This window comes from Desulforadius tongensis, from assembly GCF_016907915.1.
GTDB lineage: Bacteria > Bacillota > Desulfotomaculia > Desulfotomaculales > Desulfohalotomaculaceae > Desulforadius > Desulforadius tongensis.
This window is the reverse complement of the sequence record NZ_JAFBCW010000029.1, coordinates 1-17,229: the sequence shown is the minus strand read 5'-3', so window position 1 is coordinate 17,229 and position 17,229 is coordinate 1. Positions and strand designations below refer to the sequence as shown.

Here is a 17,229-nt window from a genome sequence, read left to right as displayed (position 1 = left end):
ACCTTAATTAGGATTTAGACAAATTAAATTTATTTAGTAATAAAAATCCATTTGGTTGTAACAATAGTAATACAAAAAATAGCACTGAGTGGGTTTCCTAAAATAGGTTTGCTTCTGAATAATGGTTTGCAATAGAAGATGGCAGCGGGCTAACCCCTCAATTTTGGACACTAGCGTTAATTAACTAGCTCTTCTAAAGTATCAAAATGACATCTTTTTACTAACTCTGTTTTAAAGATTTTAAACATGGCTTCTGCCACGTGCTCAAAGACACACTTATTTGCGGCCCCGGCAGCGGTAATTTAAAGAAAGAAGACGAAGAAATCAGGCGTTTAAAGAAATAGATAGCTGACTTACAGGAGGAAAACGCCATTCTAAAAAAGGCCACGGCCATCTTCGCCAAACACCAGAAATAGCTTACAAGTTTATTTATCAGCACTGCTTCGAATTTCGGGTAAAGAAGATGTGCCAAGTGATGGAAATATCAAGAAGCGGTTATTATGCCTGGATAAAGCGACCGGAAAGCAGCCGCAAAATTCAGAATAGGGAACTAGTTAAAGAAATTCGCAAGGCGTACAAAATATCCCGGGGCACTTACGGCAGCCCAAGGATAACCAGGGTCTTAAATAAAAAAGGCTTTGTTTGTGGCCAAAACCGCGCAGCCCGCCTGATGCGTGATAATGGCATTACCGGCAAGACAAAGAGAAAATACAAAGCTGCAACAAATTCAAAACACAATTATCCAGTTGCTGAGAATCTGATTAATCAAAACTTTAATATTGACCGCCCCAATCAAATTGGGGCGGTCGACATTACCTATATACCGACAGATGAAGGTTGGCTTTACCTTGCAGCCATAGAGGATTTATTCCAACAAAGAATTGTAGGCTGGGCTATGAACAGCACTATGACCCGGCAGTTAACACTGGATGCTCTTAGACATCCGGAGGTATCGACCACCGGCAGGGCTGATTCATCACTCTGATCGTGGAAGCCAGTATGCCAGCCATGAATACCAGCAAGCATTAAGAGATTACCAAATTATTAGCAGCATGAGCCGTAAAGGTAACTGTTACGACAACGCCTGCATTGAATCATTCTTTGGAACATTGAAATTGGAACTGATTTATGGTAACCGCTTTAAAACAAGGGCCGAAGCTCGCCAAGCTGTCTTTGAATATATTGAGGTTTTTTACAATATTGAACCGGCGGGGAAAATAACCTGTACATGTTTTCTGGAGCCGCCCCGTTGGTAGTTATCTCAAACTACGCACGGAGTGAATGTCCAGACCAATGATTTGTTTACTTAAAATTTAATAAATATTGTTAAGAGATTCTATAAAAACAGGAGAAAACACGCCGTTTGTTGTGTCTATTTTTTCGGGGGAAGCTCAATCTATCCTGAAATAAGTGCTCACATCGATTATATTTCCAATTATACCAATATACATAGCTGGCTCCTATGAGTCGCATAATTATTCCCAATTCTTCTTTCACGCCATTCTTTTACCCCACCGGAAACTTGGGTTGAAATTTCGCCAATCATGCCGTTTTTAATACTACTGTTAAAAGTAACGTCTCCATTCCATTCGGAACCTTGCTTGGCAGATTGTGTTATATTTAAGGTAATTGTAGCATCTCTTTGACCAGCACGATTATCTTTATATATTTCAGCAATCTTTTTAAATTCGCTTATAGTACTAGGAGTTGATCACGAGCAATTAAATTAATATAAAGTCTGCCTCATCACCTTCATCCGCTTTCATTAACGCTCTATAATATTCTTCCCTTAACTCATTTTTAATCACCACAGGAAGTACCGTTTTTCATTAATATAAAATTCATTGAAAGCCTTGCTGCCCTGCCATTGCCATTATCAAAAGGGTGTATTGCTACAAATTTATGGTGTGCCCGAGCAGTCAGTTCCACTGCTTCGGCATGATTTTGAGCTTCCAGATACTTTTTCAAAGTTTTCCCCTTTGATGTTAACCCGTGCTGCAGGAAAAATGCAGTTTCTTGTAAAGTAAGAGTATTTCCTTTATTGAAACTATATTTCCAGCATTTTCAAGTGCAAAATATTCCCATTTATTATGAGAGAATGATTTCCCCCGATAAATTAGACGGTAAGTTAAGCCGCTTTTTTCTATTTTTCATAGTGAAAAATAAGTCAAGTGTGCCTATATTACTATAAGGACTTGATACTATACAGATAGTGGGGTAGAGTGTATTTAGTTGAAGTCAAAATCAAACATATGACAGGTAAAGTGGCTATATTGTCAATGGTAATAAGTAAAATTTATGGTTACCAAAAGTGTTCCATAATAGTAAAAAGTGGTGATTGGTCCATTATGTTGGCTGCGGCTCAGGCTAAAGTGAATAATGGCTAATAAGAAAAGGGGAACCGGTTTTTGGTTCCCTTTTTTGTTACCATAATTTCGCATGAAGTACCACCAGGGAAAGTTTTTAAGTGAGCAGCTGCCGGGCTCGGTAAGATAACATTTTTTCAGGGTAGGTACTGCAATTTAGAAAAAATTAGTACTTAACTAAAGAAACAGTTAATTGTAAAATTTAAAAGAACAATGTGCGGAAAAAATAAACTTTGAGAGGAGCAATCAGCGAATGAGTAATGAAAAGGCGAAAATATTAGAAATGATTCAGGAAGGGAAAATCAGTGCCGCTGAAGGTTTGGAATTATTAAAAGCACTGGAGAAGCTGGAGGTTAAACAAGAAAAAACAACCCCGCCGGCAGGGAAAATTTTACGGGTACGTGTTGACGGTAATAACACCAAAAAAGTAAACCTTAACCTTCCGCTGAATGTAATTAAGGCCGCTTCTAAATTTGCGTGGATGGGTATAAACTTAATACCTGAAAACATTAGAACAGAATTAGAAAAAAAGGGTATCGACCTGGCTAAAATTAATTTTGAGGAATTGGCTCAATTGATTGAACAGGGATTGGTGCAGGAAAAATTAGTGGATATTGATATTAACGATTCTAAAGAAGGGAAGTTAAAAGTAGAGGTATACATAGAATAATTTTTGATTTTTTTATAAATTATGCAGGAATTACGTGGTGATCATCAAATATATATCAGGTATATAAGGCGTGTTAGCAGGTGTTTAGCAGATATATGGTATGACCATCTGAACATCTCACTATAACTGAATAGCTTTTGAGCAGGGTTTTAAATATTTTTAAACGGTGAAAGAAGGGGGGAGAGCGGGGCAAAAGCATTTTCTTATACCATTAGGTGTTTTAACAGTATGAAAGTACAAGTGCTAACAAGCACAAATATATAAATATATATTGAATTATCATCAAAGGAGTGTTGACGGATGAATTTACAGTTAGCAGAATTAATGTATTGTTTACCGGATATTTCACTTCCTCAGTCACTGTCACTGGATACGGTTATGAGTTATTTGGATAAAGTGTTTAGATTAATAAAAGAGTTATTTGATATACACTGGGCCATAGGAAGTGCTGTTATGCTGCTGGCCGTGGGAGCCGTTATTTTCCTGCTGCACCTGGCGGCTGCTGCGCTGGTGGCCTACCTGGCCTTTATACATTAAAAAGGCAGGGGTAAGCACAGGAAAGTGTGAACCGGCATTTGAGTCATGGACGACGGGTACGCCGGGCTTAGTAAGATGACTTTTCAGGGCACATTTAATGGGCGTCAGTTGACGTCCATTTTATTTATAAATGATGAAGGAAAAGCTAAATTTACGTCGAAAGTTAAGCTGTTAAAATAGCTCTATCTAGCTGGTATGCTTGGAAGGGGTAAATTAATTGAAAAAAATGAGGCTGTTTGTTGCCATTAACCTGCCGGCAGAAATGAAAGTGAAATTACAGCAAATACAGAGGCGGATAGCTCAATGTCAGTGCGATGTAAAATGGGTAAAACCGGAAAATTATCATTTAACCGTTAAATTTTTAGGCGATACAGAAGACAATAAAATACAAAAAATTGACAGCGTGCTGGCTGATACAGCCAAAGATACGGCAGCTTTTAAACTGAGCTTTACAGGCCTGGGCGCTTTTTATCAAATGGGAATACCCAAGGTTTTGTGGATAGGTGTGCAAGGTGATGTGGATAAACTGAGGGAATTAAATCAAAGGGTGGAAGAAGCTGCAGCCGGATTGGGATTCCCGCCGGAAAAGCGAAACTTTTCCCCCCACCTTACCCTGGGGAGGGTAAAATCGAAAAGAAAATACAGGGAACTAATAGAGATCATATCTGCATTAAATAATGAAGATATTAACCTTGGTACCGTTGAAGTAGAATCAATGGAACTTATGCAGAGCACATTAAAAAGAGAAGGGCCGGTGTACAAAGTGATAAACCGGCTCAAGTTCTGCCGGTTATAATATTATAGATGGAATCATAGATTGAATTAACTAAAAAGAACTTTAACTATTAGAAAAGGAGTGTGAATATGTTAATTATTGCCATTAACGGCAGTCCCAATGCAGAGGGCAACACTGCATTTTTACTCCGGGAAGCGTTGAACGAAATTAAATCGGAAGGTGTGGAAACAAAGTTTTTCCAAATATCCGAAGCGGTGGCACAAGCAAGGCATCCCTTTTGCACTTGTTGTACCACGCCCTGCAGCGGGGCATGTTATAAAGGTACTTTACTGGAACAAATGTATAACGATTTGCGCCGGGCAGATGGAATTATCTTAGGAAGCCCTGTGTATTTTGGTACCGTTTCCGGCCAGATGAAGGCCTTTTGGGATAAAACCCGTGCTTTAAGAAAGGATAAGGCATTGGTTGATGTGGTGGGCGGAGCGGTAACCACCGGCGGTTCTCGTTATGGGGGGCAGGAAAGTGCTGCCCGGGCTTTGCATGAGATAATGCTCACCCATGGTATGACCGTGGTGGGGGATGGTTTTTATCACGATGACGCCGGGCACCAGGCTGCATGTTCCCAAAGGCCGTCTGCTGAAGATTTGGAGGCGATAAAACGTACACGTATTCTGGCCAAGCGGGTATTAGAAATGGCTGAAGTGACTGCAGAAATGCGTAAGCGCAACCGTGGGGGATAACTAAAAACGACGGGAAGTGGATTGTGTGGAAATTAGGCGCTTTACGGAAGAAATGGAAGAATCATGGTTATCGCCCTTTGCAGCCCTTAGCACCAAAAGCCGGGGTAGGCTGCGGCCGATACCTCAATGCCCGGTGCGCACTGTTTTTCAGCGGGACCGGGACCGCATTATCCACTCCAAAAGTTTTCGCCGTTTAAAACATAAAACACAAGTATTTATAATCCCGGAGGGAGATCATTATCGTACCAGACTGACTCATACTTTAGAAGTATCGCAAATTGCCCGCACCATATCCCGCGCATTACGTTTGAATGAAGATTTGACCGAAGCCATTGCCCTGGGGCATGATTTGGGGCACACTCCTTTTGGACATGCCGGTGAAAGTGCGCTGGATGAGGTATACAGTAAGGGGTTTAAACATAATGAACATAGTTTGCGGGTGGTAGACGTGCTTGAGGGCGACGGTGGACTTAACCTTACCTGGGAGGTAAGGGATGGCATTTTAAATCATACCGGTGATGCAGTACCGGCCACTTTGGAAGGTCAAGTGGTAAAACTGGCGGACCGCATTGCTTATATTAACCACGATATTGATGATGCCATTAGAGGCGGGGTGCTGAGGTTGGAGGACCTTCCGTCCCACTGCCGTGAATTGTTAGGTGATAAGCACGGCCAAAGAATTAATAATATGGTAATGGATGTAATAAAAAACAGCACCGGAAAAGATCGTATTACAATGAGTGCGGATGTGAAGCGGGCCATGGATGATTTACGAAACTTTATGTTTGAGCGCGTGTACATCGGTTCCGAAGCCAAAAAAGAAGAAGAAAAGGCAAAGTTGGTAGTTAAATATTTATATAAATACTTTATGGAGCACCCGGAGCAGCTGCCGGTAGAGTACAAGACCGATAAAAAAGCCCGGCAGCTGGAGCGTACCGTTGTGGACTATATTGCCGGTATGACCGATCGCTATGCAATTCGTGTATACCAGCAGTTGTTTTTGCCCAGTCCCTGGGTTGATTAGGTGAAGTGTTTAATATATTCAAAAATATGGTAATACTATTGTTGTTTTATATATTAATATGCTGATGATATAAAGACTTTTTTGCAAAAGAAAAATTGTCGAACCAGGGGAAGGAAAATACAAAGTAATAGCGAATTATTATGAAACTAGAAATTGAAGAAACATGTTATTTTTTATTATCATCTTTTGACAGTAGGTTTTGCTTCTCAAAAGTAGTGCTTTTGTGAGGGGTGTAAATGTGGGGTATATTCCTGATGAAGTGGCGGAAGAGGTGTTGCAAAAAAGCGATATTGTACAAGTAGTTTCTGAATATGTATTGTTAAAAAGAAGTGGTAAGAACTATTTTGGTCTCTGCCCTTTCCATCAAGAGGATACGCCATCGTTTTCCGTTGCCCCTGACAAGCAGATATTTTACTGTTTCGGCTGCCATGCCGGGGGAAATGTATTCAAATTTTTAATGTTAAAAGAAGGATTAAGTTATCCTGAAGCAGTGCGCCGGTTGGCGCAAAAAGTGGGAGTATACATTCCTCAAATCCAGGGTTCATACAATATTCAAGAACAAAAGAAAAAGCAGCGTCCTTACAAAATTATGGCCGCTGCAGCCGAGTTTTTTCATCAAAATCTCTTGGGTCCTGAGGGGTTGGCAGCAAGGAATTATTTGCAAAATCGAGATGTGACGGGCGAAATAATTAAAACTTTTCAAATTGGTTATGCACCTGCAGGATGGGATAATCTTATTAAGTATTTAACATCCAAGGGGTGTAAGGAAAAAGAACTGGAACGTTTAGGCTTGATTATTAAAAACAGGCAGGGCACCAGTTATTATGATCGCTTTAGAAACAGGGTGATTTTACCGATAAAAGATGCAGCAGGTCGAATAGTGGGCTTTGGCGGCCGAACTCTGGACGGCAGCACTCCAAAGTATCTAAACACCCCTGAAACATCGTTGTTTAATAAGCGGCATTTGCTGTATGGTCTGCACCTGTCTCGAGCTGCTATCCGGGATAGCGGCTATGCAGTGGTGATGGAAGGCTACATGGATGTTGTTGCCGCTCACCGGCTGGGTATAAAAAATGTAGTTGCCTCGTTGGGAACGGCATTAACCAGGGAACAGGTAAAGCTTTTAATGAGGTACACCGATGAAATTGTTATTGCTTATGATGCCGATGCCGCTGGCGTTAAAGCTGCTATTCGCGGTTTAGACTTAATTCAGCAAATGGGATGCCGGGTGAAAATTTTACAAATTCCCGATGGCAAAGACCCAGATGAGTATTTCCGCCTCAATGGTGTGAAAGAGTGGAACAAATTAATAAAATCTGCGTACAATTTAATTGACTATAAGCTGCATGTGGCAGTGGCAGAGAGGATTCCCACCACTGCGGCGGAAAAAATCAGGGTACTGCAGCAGGTACTGCCTAATTTGGCACATATAAAAGACCCTGTCGATAAAGAAGAAAGTATAAAAAGGGTAGCATCTGTTTTAAATGTCAGTTGGGAAACGGTAACCAGCGAATTTAAAAGATATATTGCAAAACAAGAAAAAAATGTGGTAAAACAGGGTAAAATTTGGGTAAATACGGGTAAATTTGTTAATAATACACATAATACCAATTTAAATACACATCTAACGGATGCTCGACAGCAGGCTGAATATTTACTTCTTGGTTTAATATTAACAGATTTTAATCTTTTTTCAATAGTAAAAGAGCAAATAACGATAGATCATTTTCAAAATAAAGAACTGAAAAAAATATTTAGTTTATTAATGCAAAGTAATTTACCGGTTAATGAGCCGGCAAGGTTGATGCAGCGGTTGGACGACAAGGGGCAGCAGGTGTTGGGCCGGCTGCTGAGTGAAAAAATACCCGCTGGAAATAAATTAAGTGCATTAGAGGACTGCATAAAAATTATCAAGAAGCAGGCGGGAAAAAGACGGCAGGAAGAACTGCTGCACCAGTTAAAAGAAGCCGAACAGCTTGGGGACCAAAAACGTGTTATTGAGTTGTTGCAGGAACTACAGCAGCTCCATCACACTATAAATACAGATTTGCCCTAGAGGGGGGAAGAAATGTGAAAGAAGGACAGCGACAGGAATATATTAAAGAATTGATGGATAAAGGTAAAAAGCGTGGTGCCCTTACCTACAAGGAGATTATGGATGCCCTGCAGGGGATAGAATTGACTCCAGAGCAAATTGATGATGTATATGAAAAACTGGCCAGTAACGGTATTGAAGTGGTGCCCGAAGTCTCCGACATTGAGGCTTTGGCTACAGAAAAGGATGTTGAAGAAGAAGAGGTTGATTTAAGCATCCCCGAGGGCGTTGGCATAGATGATCCCGTTCGCATGTATTTGAAAGAAATTGGTAGAATTCCTTTGTTAACCCCGGAGGAAGAGGTTGAACTGGCCAAGCGGATGGAGCAGGGTGATGAGATAGCCAAAAGAAGACTGGCCGAAGCAAATTTGCGCCTGGTGGTGAGTATAGCCAAACGCTATGTGGGGCGTGGAATGCTGTTCTTGGATTTAATTCAAGAAGGTAATTTGGGCCTGATAAAAGCAGTGGAAAAATTTGATTATCGAAAGGGATACAAATTTAGCACCTATGCTACTTGGTGGATTAGGCAGGCCATTACCAGGGCCATTGCCGACCAGGCTCGAACCATTCGTATACCGGTGCACATGGTTGAAACCATTAACAAGCTGATAAGGGTTTCCCGCCAATTGCTGCAGGAACTGGGCCGTGATCCCTCGCCGGAAGAAATAGCCAAGGAAATGGATATTTCGGAGGAAAAAGTGCGGGAAATTATGAAAATTGCTCAGGAACCGGTTTCCTTGGAAACTCCCATCGGTGAAGAAGAGGATTCACACTTGGGTGATTTCATTGAAGACCAGGAAGCCAAAGCACCTGCTGAGGAAGCCTCTTACACGCTTTTGAGGGAACAGTTAAACGGTGTGCTGAATACATTGACCGACAGGGAACAAAAGGTTTTGCGGCTGCGCTTTGGTTTAGATGATGGTCGTGCTCGTACGCTGGAAGAAGTGGGACAACAATTTGGCGTTACCCGCGAGCGTATCCGCCAAATTGAAGCTAAAACACTGCGCAAGTTAAGACACCCCAGCCGCAGTAAAAAGTTGAAGGATTATTTAGACTAGAGAAGTATTTATAAACATCAAATTCCAGCAAAAAAGTGTTGACCTGATAGGGTAAAGTAGGTATAATAATACTCGTCGGTAAGGCGCTCCTCGATAGCTCAACGGTAGAGCAACCGGCTGTTAACCGGTAGGTTGTAGGTTCGAATCCTACTCGAGGAGCCAGTAATAAGGGCCCATAGCTCAACGGTTAGAGCACCCGGCTCATAACCGGTTGGTTCTAGGTTCGAATCCTAGTGGGCCCACCATGTGGCCCCTTGGTCAAGTGGTCTAAGACACCGCCCTTTCACGGCGGTAACACGGGTTCGAATCCCGTAGGGGTCACCATTAACACGGGCGGTTAGCTCAGCTGGGAGAGCACCTGCCTTACAAGCAGGGGGTCGGGAGTTCGAGCCTCTCACCGCCCACCAAGAAAGCCTGGTACTCACATAAGTACCAGGCTTTTGCTTTATTCAGAAATTTTATTAAGGTTGTTTAAAACTACAAAAATAAAAGAGGCTGACTCAAAAGGTCATTCGTAAAAATGATCTTTTTTGAGTCAGCTTTTCAACAGCGAGATGGATTAACCGACAGAGGTGATTGGTTTATGTTATACTCTTTGTACATAAGAAAACTGTCCTTTCTGGTTGGTGTGATTGTGGTGATTTCATTATATCAGAAGGTCGGTTTTCTTTTTTTATTTTTTAAAAAAAGGGTGCCCCAAATACTACTTTTGGGACACCCTCTATAAATATATAAATATATGATGTACAGCTGTTATCTTTTAGGCATTTTTTTGCTTTTAGCTTGATCATAAGGGCCGGGGCCGAAACCTGGCCCGTATCCGGGGCCGAAACCTGGCCCGTAACCGGGACCGAAACCCGGTCCATAGCCGGGACCGAAACCCGGTCCATAGCCGGGGCCGAAACCCGGCCCGTAACCGGGGCCGAAACCCGGCCCATAGCCGGGGCCGAAACCCGGCCCGTAACCGGGGCCGAAACCCGGCCCGTATCCGGGACCGAAACCCGGCCCGTATCCGGGGCCGAAACCCGGTCCATAGCCGGGGCCAAAACCCGGCCCGTAACCGGGACCAAAACCCGGCCCATAGCCGGGACCGAAACCCGGCCCATAGCCGGGGCCATGACATTGTTTGCCGGGGCTATATCTTTTTATAGTCATAACCTTTTAACTCCTCCTCCCTAGTATGAGACTTGTTACAAATTATGAAATTGGAGGAATATATGTTACAATATTTTCCTGCAGATAAAGAATTTTATGGTATTAAAACATAAAGCTGGCATTTACCGTAAAAAATATAGATATTAAGTAAAAAAAGAGGTATGTAAAAGATGACTGGAGAATATTAAGCATATGAGCAAACAAGGAATTAATAAAAGGTTGTTAACGCTGGCCAGCTTTGTAGAGCCGGGAAAAGTAGTGGCTGATATTGGTACCGACCACGCCTACCTGCCTATTTACCTGGTACAGTCAGGTAAAGTGTCCAGGGTAATAGCCTGTGATATTAACGAGAAGCCTTTAAGAGTAGCCGAGAAGAATGTAATCAGCAGCGGGTTGGCATCAAAAATAGAACTGCGGCTGGGGAACGGTTTACAGGTATTACGGCCCGGGGAAGTGCAATTGGCAGTAATTGCCGGTATGGGCGGCGGCACCGTCCGGCAAATACTGGAGGCTTCGCCCAAGGTACTGGCCTCTTTGGAGCGCCTTGTACTGCAACCCATGGGAGATGAGGCGGATTTAAGGCGCTGGTTATTGGATAATGGTTGGCAGTTGACCGACGAAACTCTAGTGCTGGAAGATGAGCGCCTTTACACCGTTATTGTTTCTGAAAAAGGAAATGAAAGAATTTATGATCCGGTAATTTTAGAGGTGGGGCCGCGGTTAATTGAAAAGAAGCATCCTTTGTTACCCGATTTGCTGAATAAATTAACCGGCAAATACCGGCAGGTACTACAGGGGTTATCACAAAGCACTAAACCGGAAGCAAGGTGTAAACTGGAGACGGTTAAAGAATATTTAAGGCGCCTGGAGGAGGTGGCAGAAAAATGCCGGTAAAAAACAAAGTTATTTTTAATTTTTTGGAGGAATTGGCACCAAAACATTTGGCTGAGGATTGGGATAATGTAGGCCTGCAAATTGGCAGCCCGTCAAATGAAGTAAAAAAGGTGCTTTTAACTTTAGATGTTAATGAAGATGTTGTGCGCGAGGCAGAAGAAAACGATATTCAGTTAATCATATCCCATCATCCCGTGTTAATGAAGGGAATAAAAAACATAAATACCGATACTGTGCAGGGCAGATTGATTTCCAGGTTGATAAAAAACAATATCACTGTTTATGCTGCGCACACCAATTTAGACAGTGCCGATGGCGGGGTTAACAGTGTGCTGGCTGAAAAGCTGGGGCTTAAAGATGTTGAGGTGCTGTATGTCACCGGTAATCAAAAGTACGTCAAGCTGGTGGTATTTGTTCCTGACGGCTACCAGGATGCGGTGAGGGAAGCTTTAAGTAAATCCGGGGCCGGCTGGATAGGAAATTACAGCGACTGCACATTCCAAACCCCAGGTGTGGGGACGTTTCTTCCCCGGGAAGGTACTAACCCCTTTATAGGTAAGCAGGGACGGGTTGAACGGGTGGAAGAGGTGCGTTTAGAAACCATTGTACCGGTAGAAAAGTTATCCAGCGTCATAAAGGCGATGGTTTCAGCACACCCTTACGAGGAAGTGGCCTATGATGTCTATCCTTTAAATAATCAAGGACCGGCATACGGCTTGGGAAGAATAGGAGTTTTACCCCGGGAAGTGTCTTTCACTGAGTTTGTGCAGCAGTTAAAAGAAGTATTAAATTTAAAAGCAGTCAAAGCAGGTGGCCCCTGGGATAAAAGGGTAAAAACAGTGGCGGTATGCGGCGGTTCTGCAGCGGAATTATGGCCCCAGGCACTGGCCAAAGGTGCGGATGTTTATGTGTCTGGAGATATTAAGTATCACACAGCCCAGGATATGGTGGCTGCTAACCTGTCCTTTGTGGATGCCGGGCATTATGGCAGTGAAGTACCGGTGATTGAAAAGATATATAACTATCTTACGGCCTGCTGTGCAGAAAAAAATATTGCTGTAGATTTTATAATTTCCAAAAAACAAAAGGATCCTTTTACATATCTTTAGGATGAGGTCAATAGTGTGCCTCATCCTTTCTTTATTATAACGGGTGGAGGTGGTTTTATGAATAACATAAAAAGGCTTTGGCATATTCAAATGCTGGAATTGGAGGAGCAGAAGAAGAATAAAATATTAAAGGCAAATAATATACTTAATGACTTGTTGTCTAAAAAGGTAGAAATAGAAATAAAACAGCAGGAGTTTAAAAGATTGAAGGAAAAGTATAAGCTGATAAAAAAGGAAATAGATAAGATAAATAACGAGGTTATGGAAGAGAAAGTGCAGATTAGTAAGCTGGATAATAAATTGTATAACTGTTTTGCTTATAATCAAAGAGAAATCGAGGCTGTGCAGCGCAGGCTGCATAGTTTAAAGAAGAGAGTAAATGATTTTGAAAATAAAGAATTGTTTTTAATGGAGCAGCAGGAAACAGTTAAGAACAAATTGACCGGATTATCCCGGCTGTTGAAAAAGAAGATAGGAGATTTTCAGCAGCTTCGAGAGCAATACTATCTTCAGCAGGATAAAACTAAAAGGGAATTAAAAGAATTACAAAAAAACAAACAAAAATTATATACGGAAGTAGACCCTGAAATTATGAAACTGTATAATAACATGAGGCGTCGTTTTAAAAATCCGGTGGCTAGGGCTGAGAACGGTATATGCGGTGGGTGTCATATGACATTAACCACAGTGACTCAAAAAAAACTGGCAGCAGCCGGTGAGCAGGTGAAATGTGATAACTGCGGTAGATTGATATTTATGGAGTAGAAATTTCATCAATTCAAACCCAACCCGCAAATTGTTTAGCGGAGTTGGGTTTTCCTTAGTGAACATTGCCAGGAGGTACAAGAAAAATAATGGCCGGGGTGAGTGAATGGGGGAATGTAAAAACCTGGTTATAATGTGTATGGACTACCGGTTTCAGTCTGTAACCCATTTATGGCTGAAACAGCGAGGGCTTTCTGAACAATATGATGTAATTTCTGCTGCTGGATCATCCTTAAACTTACTGGATGATAACGAGCAGAGGACATTTATTTTGAATCAAATTGATTTGGCCATAAATAAACATGGTATAGAAAGAATTATCATTTTACATCATGAAGATTGTGCTGCTTTAGGTAATATTTCCATGAATACTGATGAACAAATTAATTATCACTATAAAAAAACGGCTCAAGCTGAAAAAATTATTCTTACTCATTACCCTGATGTTAAAGTAGAAAAATTTTTTGTTACTCTTAAAGGGGATTTTTTGTGCTTGGCAGGTAAAAAATGATAGACCCGGCAGTTTTAAATGAGAAATGTGATAACCGCGCTAGTTGATACTTATGAAGTGTTAATTCCATTAATTTACTATTGTCATCAAGGGATGATAGTGTTACAATAAACATCCAAGGGAAAATAGAAAATAGTCATGAGTAAATCAGATGATCGCGGGTGCCATTCCGAAAGGAGGTACCTGAGGAAAGTCCGAGCTCCATAGGGCAGGGTGCTGGATAACGTCCAGTGGAGGCGACTCCAAGGATAGTGCCACAGAAATGCAGACCGCCTAAGTTTGGCTTGGCCAAACCGGCAAGGATGGAACGGTGCGGTAAGAGCGCACCAGCGGTTAGGTGACTAACCGGCTAGGTAAACCCCACCCGGAGCAAGACCTAATAGGGGAACAATGAGGTGGCCCGTCTCGTTCCCGGGTAAGGTCGCATTGAGGCGTTAGGCAACTAACGTCCCAGATAGATGATCATCCTAGACAGAACTCGGCTTACGATTTGCTCATGACATAATTTTAAAAAACCACTGCATTTAAAAGTGCGGTGGTTTTTTTGTGCTTGTAGTGCGTTGTTAGGAAACATATTTTTTTATCTGATTTTGTAACAACACAGTTTGAGTTACCATATAATGTCACAGAAAGAGTTGAAATATGGGATGCTCCGGTGGAACTTCTTACCGCAGTTTCCCATATGATGAAACAACTATAAAAACTATAAAATAGGGAGGTAGATATAATGGGCTACTACGGTGGCTATGGCGGCGGTTATGGCGGTTATGGTGGTTATGGTGGTTGCAGCAATACTTTTGTAATATTCTTGATTTTGGTTCTGCTGCTGCTGGGTACACCTGGATGCGGCGGCTATTATGGTGCTGAAAAGTAAGTATTTGGTTAGAGCTTAATAAAACAAATTTAAAGGAGGCAGGTTAAATGGGTTACTACGGTGGTTATGGTGGGTGCGGTTACGACCCTGCTTTTATAATATTTTTGATTTTAATCCTGTTATTGTTAGGCAACCCGCAGTGCGGCTGTGGTTATGGCGGCTACTACAGTGCTGAGAAATAATTGCTTGCAGCAAGAACTTCACCGGCTGCTGCCGGTGAAGTTCTTGCTGCGTTTAACCTCCCAAAGTAATGTCTTGACGTTCATACCAGCTTAAAGCCTGGTAGAAATGCTCCGGTTTAAAATCCGGCCATAATGCATCTACTACATAAAAATCAGCATAAATAGATTGTACAGGCAAAAAACCGCTTAATCTCCTGCGGTTTCCCCAGCGCACAATAAGGTCTATCCGTGAAATATCCACCGAGGCAATAGAATCATGAAAATTTTTCTTAGATTGATTACCGGTGATGGCGTGATTTAAATCCCACTTCCAGCCGTAATTAACCAAAAAATTTACTTTTATCAGGCCGCGGCCAAAGGTTTGTCTGGTTGTAAAAGGCAGTAATTCCTTGGGAAATTGCGGCGAAGCTGTATTGCCGATAACCAGCAGGGATGCATCCCGCCGGGCAAGTGTTTTCACTGCGTCAACACAGGCCTTTTGAAAGGCTTCCTTTTGTGCCGGGGGTCTCTTTGTATTATCCTGGGTAAAACCGTAAAAAGTAATTTCCGGGATACCCAGCTCCAAACAAATTTCATATAGAGTGAAACCGGGCTCAATACCGTAACTGTACCCCGATTCCTTGGGCAGGCCTTGTTTTACGGCCCATCTCCTGTTGCCGTCGGGTATTATACCAACATGCTTTGGCAGCCGTTTAAATTTTCTTACTGCCATGTCAACCCCCCTTATTGTAGATGGTCATAAAGCTAATATTTGCAGCTGCAGTAAAATCTATACATATGAGCAGATAACCTGCTGAAAAAGGGAATATGAAACTTAATATATAATATATAACATGATGCGGACATTTTATATACTGAGTGGGGGTGTAAATTATTAATCTACCAGGACAACTAGAAAAAATTAGTCGGCTGCATCCAAATCAGCAGGCGATAGTTTACCGGGATGAGCAGATTAGCTATCAAGAGCTGAATTTAAGAGTTAATAAATTTGCTGAAGGCCTTTTAAGTTTAGGTGTAAAACAAGGGGATAGAGTTTTAATATGTATGTTCAACTGTCCGGAATTTGTAATATCCTATTACGCGGTACTGCGCATAAATGCCACGGTTGTACCGGTAAATCCGGGGTATACCGCTGCAGAATTGAGTGTAATACTAAAGGATTGCAGCCCATCGGCAATAATAACCTCAAGCATCTTTTGGCCTAAATTTCAATCTTTAAAAAATAGCTTGGGACCAAAAACTAAATTCATATTGACAGAAAGTGCTGCCGAAACCACAGAAGCAATTCCATTTAACAAACTGATAACCCAAAATGAACCTGCTGTTAATAAATACCGGTATAGCGGCGAAGAAGTGGTAGAACTGCTTTATACCTCCGGCACCACCGGTGAGCCCAAGGGGGTTATGTTGACGCACAAAAATCTGTTTAGCAACGTCAGCACTATTGCCAAGATGCTGAAAATGGAAAAAGACGACCGGGTGCTGCTGGTTGCTCCCGCCTATCATTCAGCAGCTCAGACCGGGTGCATGAATAATGCTATTTATAGTGGGGCGACGCTGATTATTCATAACCGCTGGCAGGGTGCCAAATCGGTTTTAGAAACCATTGAAAAAGAAAAAATAACGATGTTTTTTGGCCCGCCTATTTTTTATGCATTAATTTGTCATTATCCCCAGTGCAGGGATTTTGATTTGAGTTCTCTGCGGTTGGTACTCACCGGTGCGGCCCCGCTGCCGGAACATGTTTTTAAGAAATTTAAAGAATTGTTTGAGTTAGAAATAATAGAAGGTTATGGCCTTTCTGAGGCATCGCCGGTGGTTTCGCTGACCCCGCCTTACGGGTTAAAGAAAAGTGGATCGGTGGGTCTGCCGATAGAAGGAGTAAAAGTGACTATAATTGATGACAGCGGTGCTGAACTGCCCCGGGGCCGGGTGGGAGAAATAGCCGTTAAAGGGCCAAATGTTATGAAAGGGTATTACAACAAAGTTGAAGAAACTAAGAAAGCTCTGCATAATGGCTGGCTGCGTACAGGGGATTTGGGATACCTGGATGAAGATGGGTATATTTTTGTTGTAGATCGTAAAAAGGATTTGATTATAAAAGGTGGGGTAAATATTTACCCCCGGGAAATAGAAAAAGTTTTAAATTCACATCATGATGTCCTTGAAACTGCTGTGGTAGGGGTGCCCGACAGTTTGCACGGTGAAGAAATTAAAGCCTTTATTGTTACGAAATCCGGGCAGAATATAGATCCTGGAAAGCTAAAAGGATTCTGTATCGGTAAAATAGCTAACTTTAAGATCCCTAAATATTTTCAATTTGTAAAAGAACTGCCCAAAAACAGTGCCGGTAAGGTATTGAAGAGAGAGCTTGTTAAAAATATCTAAAATAACGCCACCGGTTATCTGCCGGTGGCGTTATTGTTTGCCTGGCATGTCTGCCGAGCCGATGGGTTGAAAGAAACCCTGTCGCCTAACCAGCGGGAAGACAACCTGTAAGCAAGGGCGTCACT

Annotated in this window: 19 protein-coding genes, 4 tRNA genes, 1 other RNA gene and 1 pseudogene; 21 read left to right on the top strand and 4 right to left on the bottom strand. The window is 42.1% G+C overall.

Annotated features, from left to right (window positions below; all coding sequences use genetic code 11):
• Positions 1–176: 176 nt before the first annotated feature.
• The gene (locus tag JOC37_RS13730; protein WP_204618856.1) at positions 177–248 is read right to left on the bottom strand and encodes an IS3 family transposase; all 72 of its coding nucleotides are present in this window, start codon (positions 246–248) and stop codon (positions 177–179) included.
• A 39-nt stretch (positions 249–287) separates the two neighbouring features.
• On the opposite strand from JOC37_RS13730, the pseudogene JOC37_RS10810 reads away from it, so the two are divergent.
• Positions 288–1,199: pseudogene (locus tag JOC37_RS10810) on the top strand (IS3 family transposase); the annotation flags it as partial.
• Between the two features lie 601 nt (positions 1,200–1,800).
• Here the strand turns inward: JOC37_RS10810 and JOC37_RS13325 are convergent.
• Positions 1,801–1,968 (bottom strand): Fic family protein, encoded by a 168-nt coding sequence (locus JOC37_RS13325; protein ID WP_238480883.1) that lies wholly within the window; start codon positions 1,966–1,968, stop codon positions 1,801–1,803.
• Positions 1,969–2,222: 254 nt separating this feature from the next.
• Between JOC37_RS13325 and JOC37_RS10795 the strand changes: the two genes are divergently transcribed.
• From JOC37_RS10795 to JOC37_RS10740, 12 genes are all read left to right on the top strand, one after another.
• Positions 2,223–2,387, top strand: a complete 165-nt coding sequence (locus JOC37_RS10795) for a hypothetical protein (RefSeq protein ID WP_204618821.1) — start codon at positions 2,223–2,225, stop codon at positions 2,385–2,387.
• Between the two features lie 232 nt (positions 2,388–2,619).
• Positions 2,620–3,036: an SHOCT-like domain-containing protein gene (locus JOC37_RS10790; RefSeq protein WP_204618819.1), complete on the top strand. Its 417-nt coding sequence runs from the start codon at positions 2,620–2,622 to the stop codon at positions 3,034–3,036.
• Positions 3,037–3,336: 300 nt separating this feature from the next.
• A complete protein-coding gene (locus JOC37_RS10785) occupies positions 3,337–3,573 on the top strand; it encodes a hypothetical protein (protein ID WP_204618817.1) in 237 nt (78 codons plus the stop codon).
• A 226-nt stretch (positions 3,574–3,799) separates the two neighbouring features.
• Positions 3,800–4,369, top strand: a complete 570-nt coding sequence (thpR, locus tag JOC37_RS10780; RefSeq protein ID WP_238480885.1) for an RNA 2',3'-cyclic phosphodiesterase — start codon at positions 3,800–3,802, stop codon at positions 4,367–4,369.
• A gap of 68 nt (positions 4,370–4,437) precedes the next feature.
• Positions 4,438–5,049 carry a flavodoxin family protein gene (locus JOC37_RS10775; RefSeq protein ID WP_204618814.1) on the top strand — a complete coding sequence of 204 codons (612 nt, stop codon included), beginning with the start codon at positions 4,438–4,440 and terminating at the stop codon, positions 5,047–5,049.
• Between the two features lie 25 nt (positions 5,050–5,074).
• Positions 5,075–6,073, top strand: coding sequence for a deoxyguanosinetriphosphate triphosphohydrolase (locus JOC37_RS10770; protein WP_204618812.1), 999 nt, complete (start codon positions 5,075–5,077; stop codon positions 6,071–6,073).
• A gap of 238 nt (positions 6,074–6,311) precedes the next feature.
• Entirely contained in the window at positions 6,312–8,129 is a 1,818-nt protein-coding gene (gene dnaG / locus JOC37_RS10765; protein WP_204618810.1) for a DNA primase, read from the top strand.
• A 14-nt stretch (positions 8,130–8,143) separates the two neighbouring features.
• Positions 8,144–9,226 carry an RNA polymerase sigma factor RpoD gene (rpoD, locus tag JOC37_RS10760; protein ID WP_204618808.1) on the top strand — a complete coding sequence of 361 codons (1,083 nt, stop codon included), beginning with the start codon at positions 8,144–8,146 and terminating at the stop codon, positions 9,224–9,226.
• 87 nt (positions 9,227–9,313) lie between these two features.
• Positions 9,314–9,388, top strand: a tRNA-Asn gene (locus JOC37_RS10755).
• 7 nt (positions 9,389–9,395) lie between these two features.
• A tRNA-Ile gene (locus tag JOC37_RS10750) sits at positions 9,396–9,471 on the top strand.
• Between the two features lie 3 nt (positions 9,472–9,474).
• A tRNA-Glu gene (locus tag JOC37_RS10745) sits at positions 9,475–9,550 on the top strand.
• 7 nt (positions 9,551–9,557) lie between these two features.
• Positions 9,558–9,633 (top strand) — tRNA-Val (locus JOC37_RS10740).
• A gap of 346 nt (positions 9,634–9,979) precedes the next feature.
• Here the strand turns inward: JOC37_RS10740 and JOC37_RS10735 are convergent.
• The gene (locus JOC37_RS10735; RefSeq protein WP_238480882.1) at positions 9,980–10,381 is read right to left on the bottom strand and encodes a hypothetical protein; all 402 of its coding nucleotides are present in this window, start codon (positions 10,379–10,381) and stop codon (positions 9,980–9,982) included.
• A gap of 192 nt (positions 10,382–10,573) precedes the next feature.
• Between JOC37_RS10735 and JOC37_RS10730 the strand changes: the two genes are divergently transcribed.
• The 7 genes from JOC37_RS10730 (at position 10,574) to JOC37_RS13505 (ending at position 14,716) form a co-directional block, all read left to right on the top strand.
• A complete protein-coding gene (locus JOC37_RS10730; protein WP_204618804.1) occupies positions 10,574–11,275 on the top strand; it encodes a tRNA (adenine(22)-N(1))-methyltransferase in 702 nt (233 codons plus the stop codon).
• Positions 11,266–12,384, top strand: coding sequence for a Nif3-like dinuclear metal center hexameric protein (locus JOC37_RS10725; protein WP_204618802.1), 1,119 nt, complete (start codon positions 11,266–11,268; stop codon positions 12,382–12,384). The genes JOC37_RS10730 and JOC37_RS10725 overlap by 10 nt, the downstream gene beginning before the upstream one ends.
• Before the next feature lie 15 nt (positions 12,385–12,399).
• A complete protein-coding gene (locus tag JOC37_RS10720; protein ID WP_420797296.1) occupies positions 12,400–13,149 on the top strand; it encodes a zinc ribbon domain-containing protein in 750 nt (249 codons plus the stop codon).
• Positions 13,150–13,255: 106 nt separating this feature from the next.
• Positions 13,256–13,660, top strand: a complete 405-nt coding sequence (locus JOC37_RS10715) for a carbonic anhydrase (protein ID WP_338017381.1) — start codon at positions 13,256–13,258, stop codon at positions 13,658–13,660.
• A 139-nt stretch (positions 13,661–13,799) separates the two neighbouring features.
• Positions 13,800–14,161, top strand: an RNA gene (gene rnpB / locus JOC37_RS10710) — RNase P RNA component class A.
• Between the two features lie 226 nt (positions 14,162–14,387).
• Entirely contained in the window at positions 14,388–14,534 is a 147-nt protein-coding gene (locus JOC37_RS10705; RefSeq protein WP_204618796.1) for a hypothetical protein, read from the top strand.
• A gap of 47 nt (positions 14,535–14,581) precedes the next feature.
• Positions 14,582–14,716, top strand: a complete 135-nt coding sequence (locus JOC37_RS13505; protein ID WP_274380957.1) for a hypothetical protein — start codon at positions 14,582–14,584, stop codon at positions 14,714–14,716.
• A 52-nt stretch (positions 14,717–14,768) separates the two neighbouring features.
• On the opposite strand, the gene JOC37_RS10700 is transcribed toward JOC37_RS13505, so the two are convergent.
• Positions 14,769–15,428: an undecaprenyl diphosphate synthase family protein gene (locus JOC37_RS10700; protein WP_204618795.1), complete on the bottom strand. Its 660-nt coding sequence runs from the start codon at positions 15,426–15,428 to the stop codon at positions 14,769–14,771.
• Between the two features lie 158 nt (positions 15,429–15,586).
• On the opposite strand from JOC37_RS10700, the gene JOC37_RS10695 reads away from it, so the two are divergent.
• Entirely contained in the window at positions 15,587–17,104 is a 1,518-nt protein-coding gene (locus JOC37_RS10695) for a class I adenylate-forming enzyme family protein (protein WP_338017382.1), read from the top strand.
• Positions 17,105–17,229: the final 125 nt, after the last annotated feature.

What these genes read in the sequence shown, in the direction of transcription:
- JOC37_RS10790 (WP_204618819.1), top strand. Translation starts at nt 2,620, where the DNA reads ATGAGTAATGAAAAGGCGAAAATATTAGAAATGATTCAGGAAGGGAAA.
- JOC37_RS10735 (WP_238480882.1), bottom strand. Translation starts at nt 10,381, where the DNA reads ATGACTATAAAAAGATATAGCCCCGGCAAACAATGTCATGGCCCCGGC.
- JOC37_RS10705 (WP_204618796.1), top strand. Translation starts at nt 14,388, where the DNA reads ATGGGCTACTACGGTGGCTATGGCGGCGGTTATGGCGGTTATGGTGGT.
- JOC37_RS13505 (WP_274380957.1), top strand. Translation starts at nt 14,582, where the DNA reads ATGGGTTACTACGGTGGTTATGGTGGGTGCGGTTACGACCCTGCTTTT.
- JOC37_RS10715 (WP_338017381.1), top strand. Translation starts at nt 13,256, where the DNA reads ATGGGGGAATGTAAAAACCTGGTTATAATGTGTATGGACTACCGGTTT.
- JOC37_RS10700 (WP_204618795.1), bottom strand. Translation starts at nt 15,428, where the DNA reads ATGGCAGTAAGAAAATTTAAACGGCTGCCAAAGCATGTTGGTATAATA.
- JOC37_RS10730 (WP_204618804.1), top strand. Translation starts at nt 10,574, where the DNA reads ATGAGCAAACAAGGAATTAATAAAAGGTTGTTAACGCTGGCCAGCTTT.
- JOC37_RS10785 (WP_204618817.1), top strand. Translation starts at nt 3,337, where the DNA reads ATGAATTTACAGTTAGCAGAATTAATGTATTGTTTACCGGATATTTCA.
- JOC37_RS10725 (WP_204618802.1), top strand. Translation starts at nt 11,266, where the DNA reads ATGCCGGTAAAAAACAAAGTTATTTTTAATTTTTTGGAGGAATTGGCA.
- thpR (WP_238480885.1), top strand. Translation starts at nt 3,800, where the DNA reads ATGAGGCTGTTTGTTGCCATTAACCTGCCGGCAGAAATGAAAGTGAAA.
- JOC37_RS10775 (WP_204618814.1), top strand. Translation starts at nt 4,438, where the DNA reads ATGTTAATTATTGCCATTAACGGCAGTCCCAATGCAGAGGGCAACACT.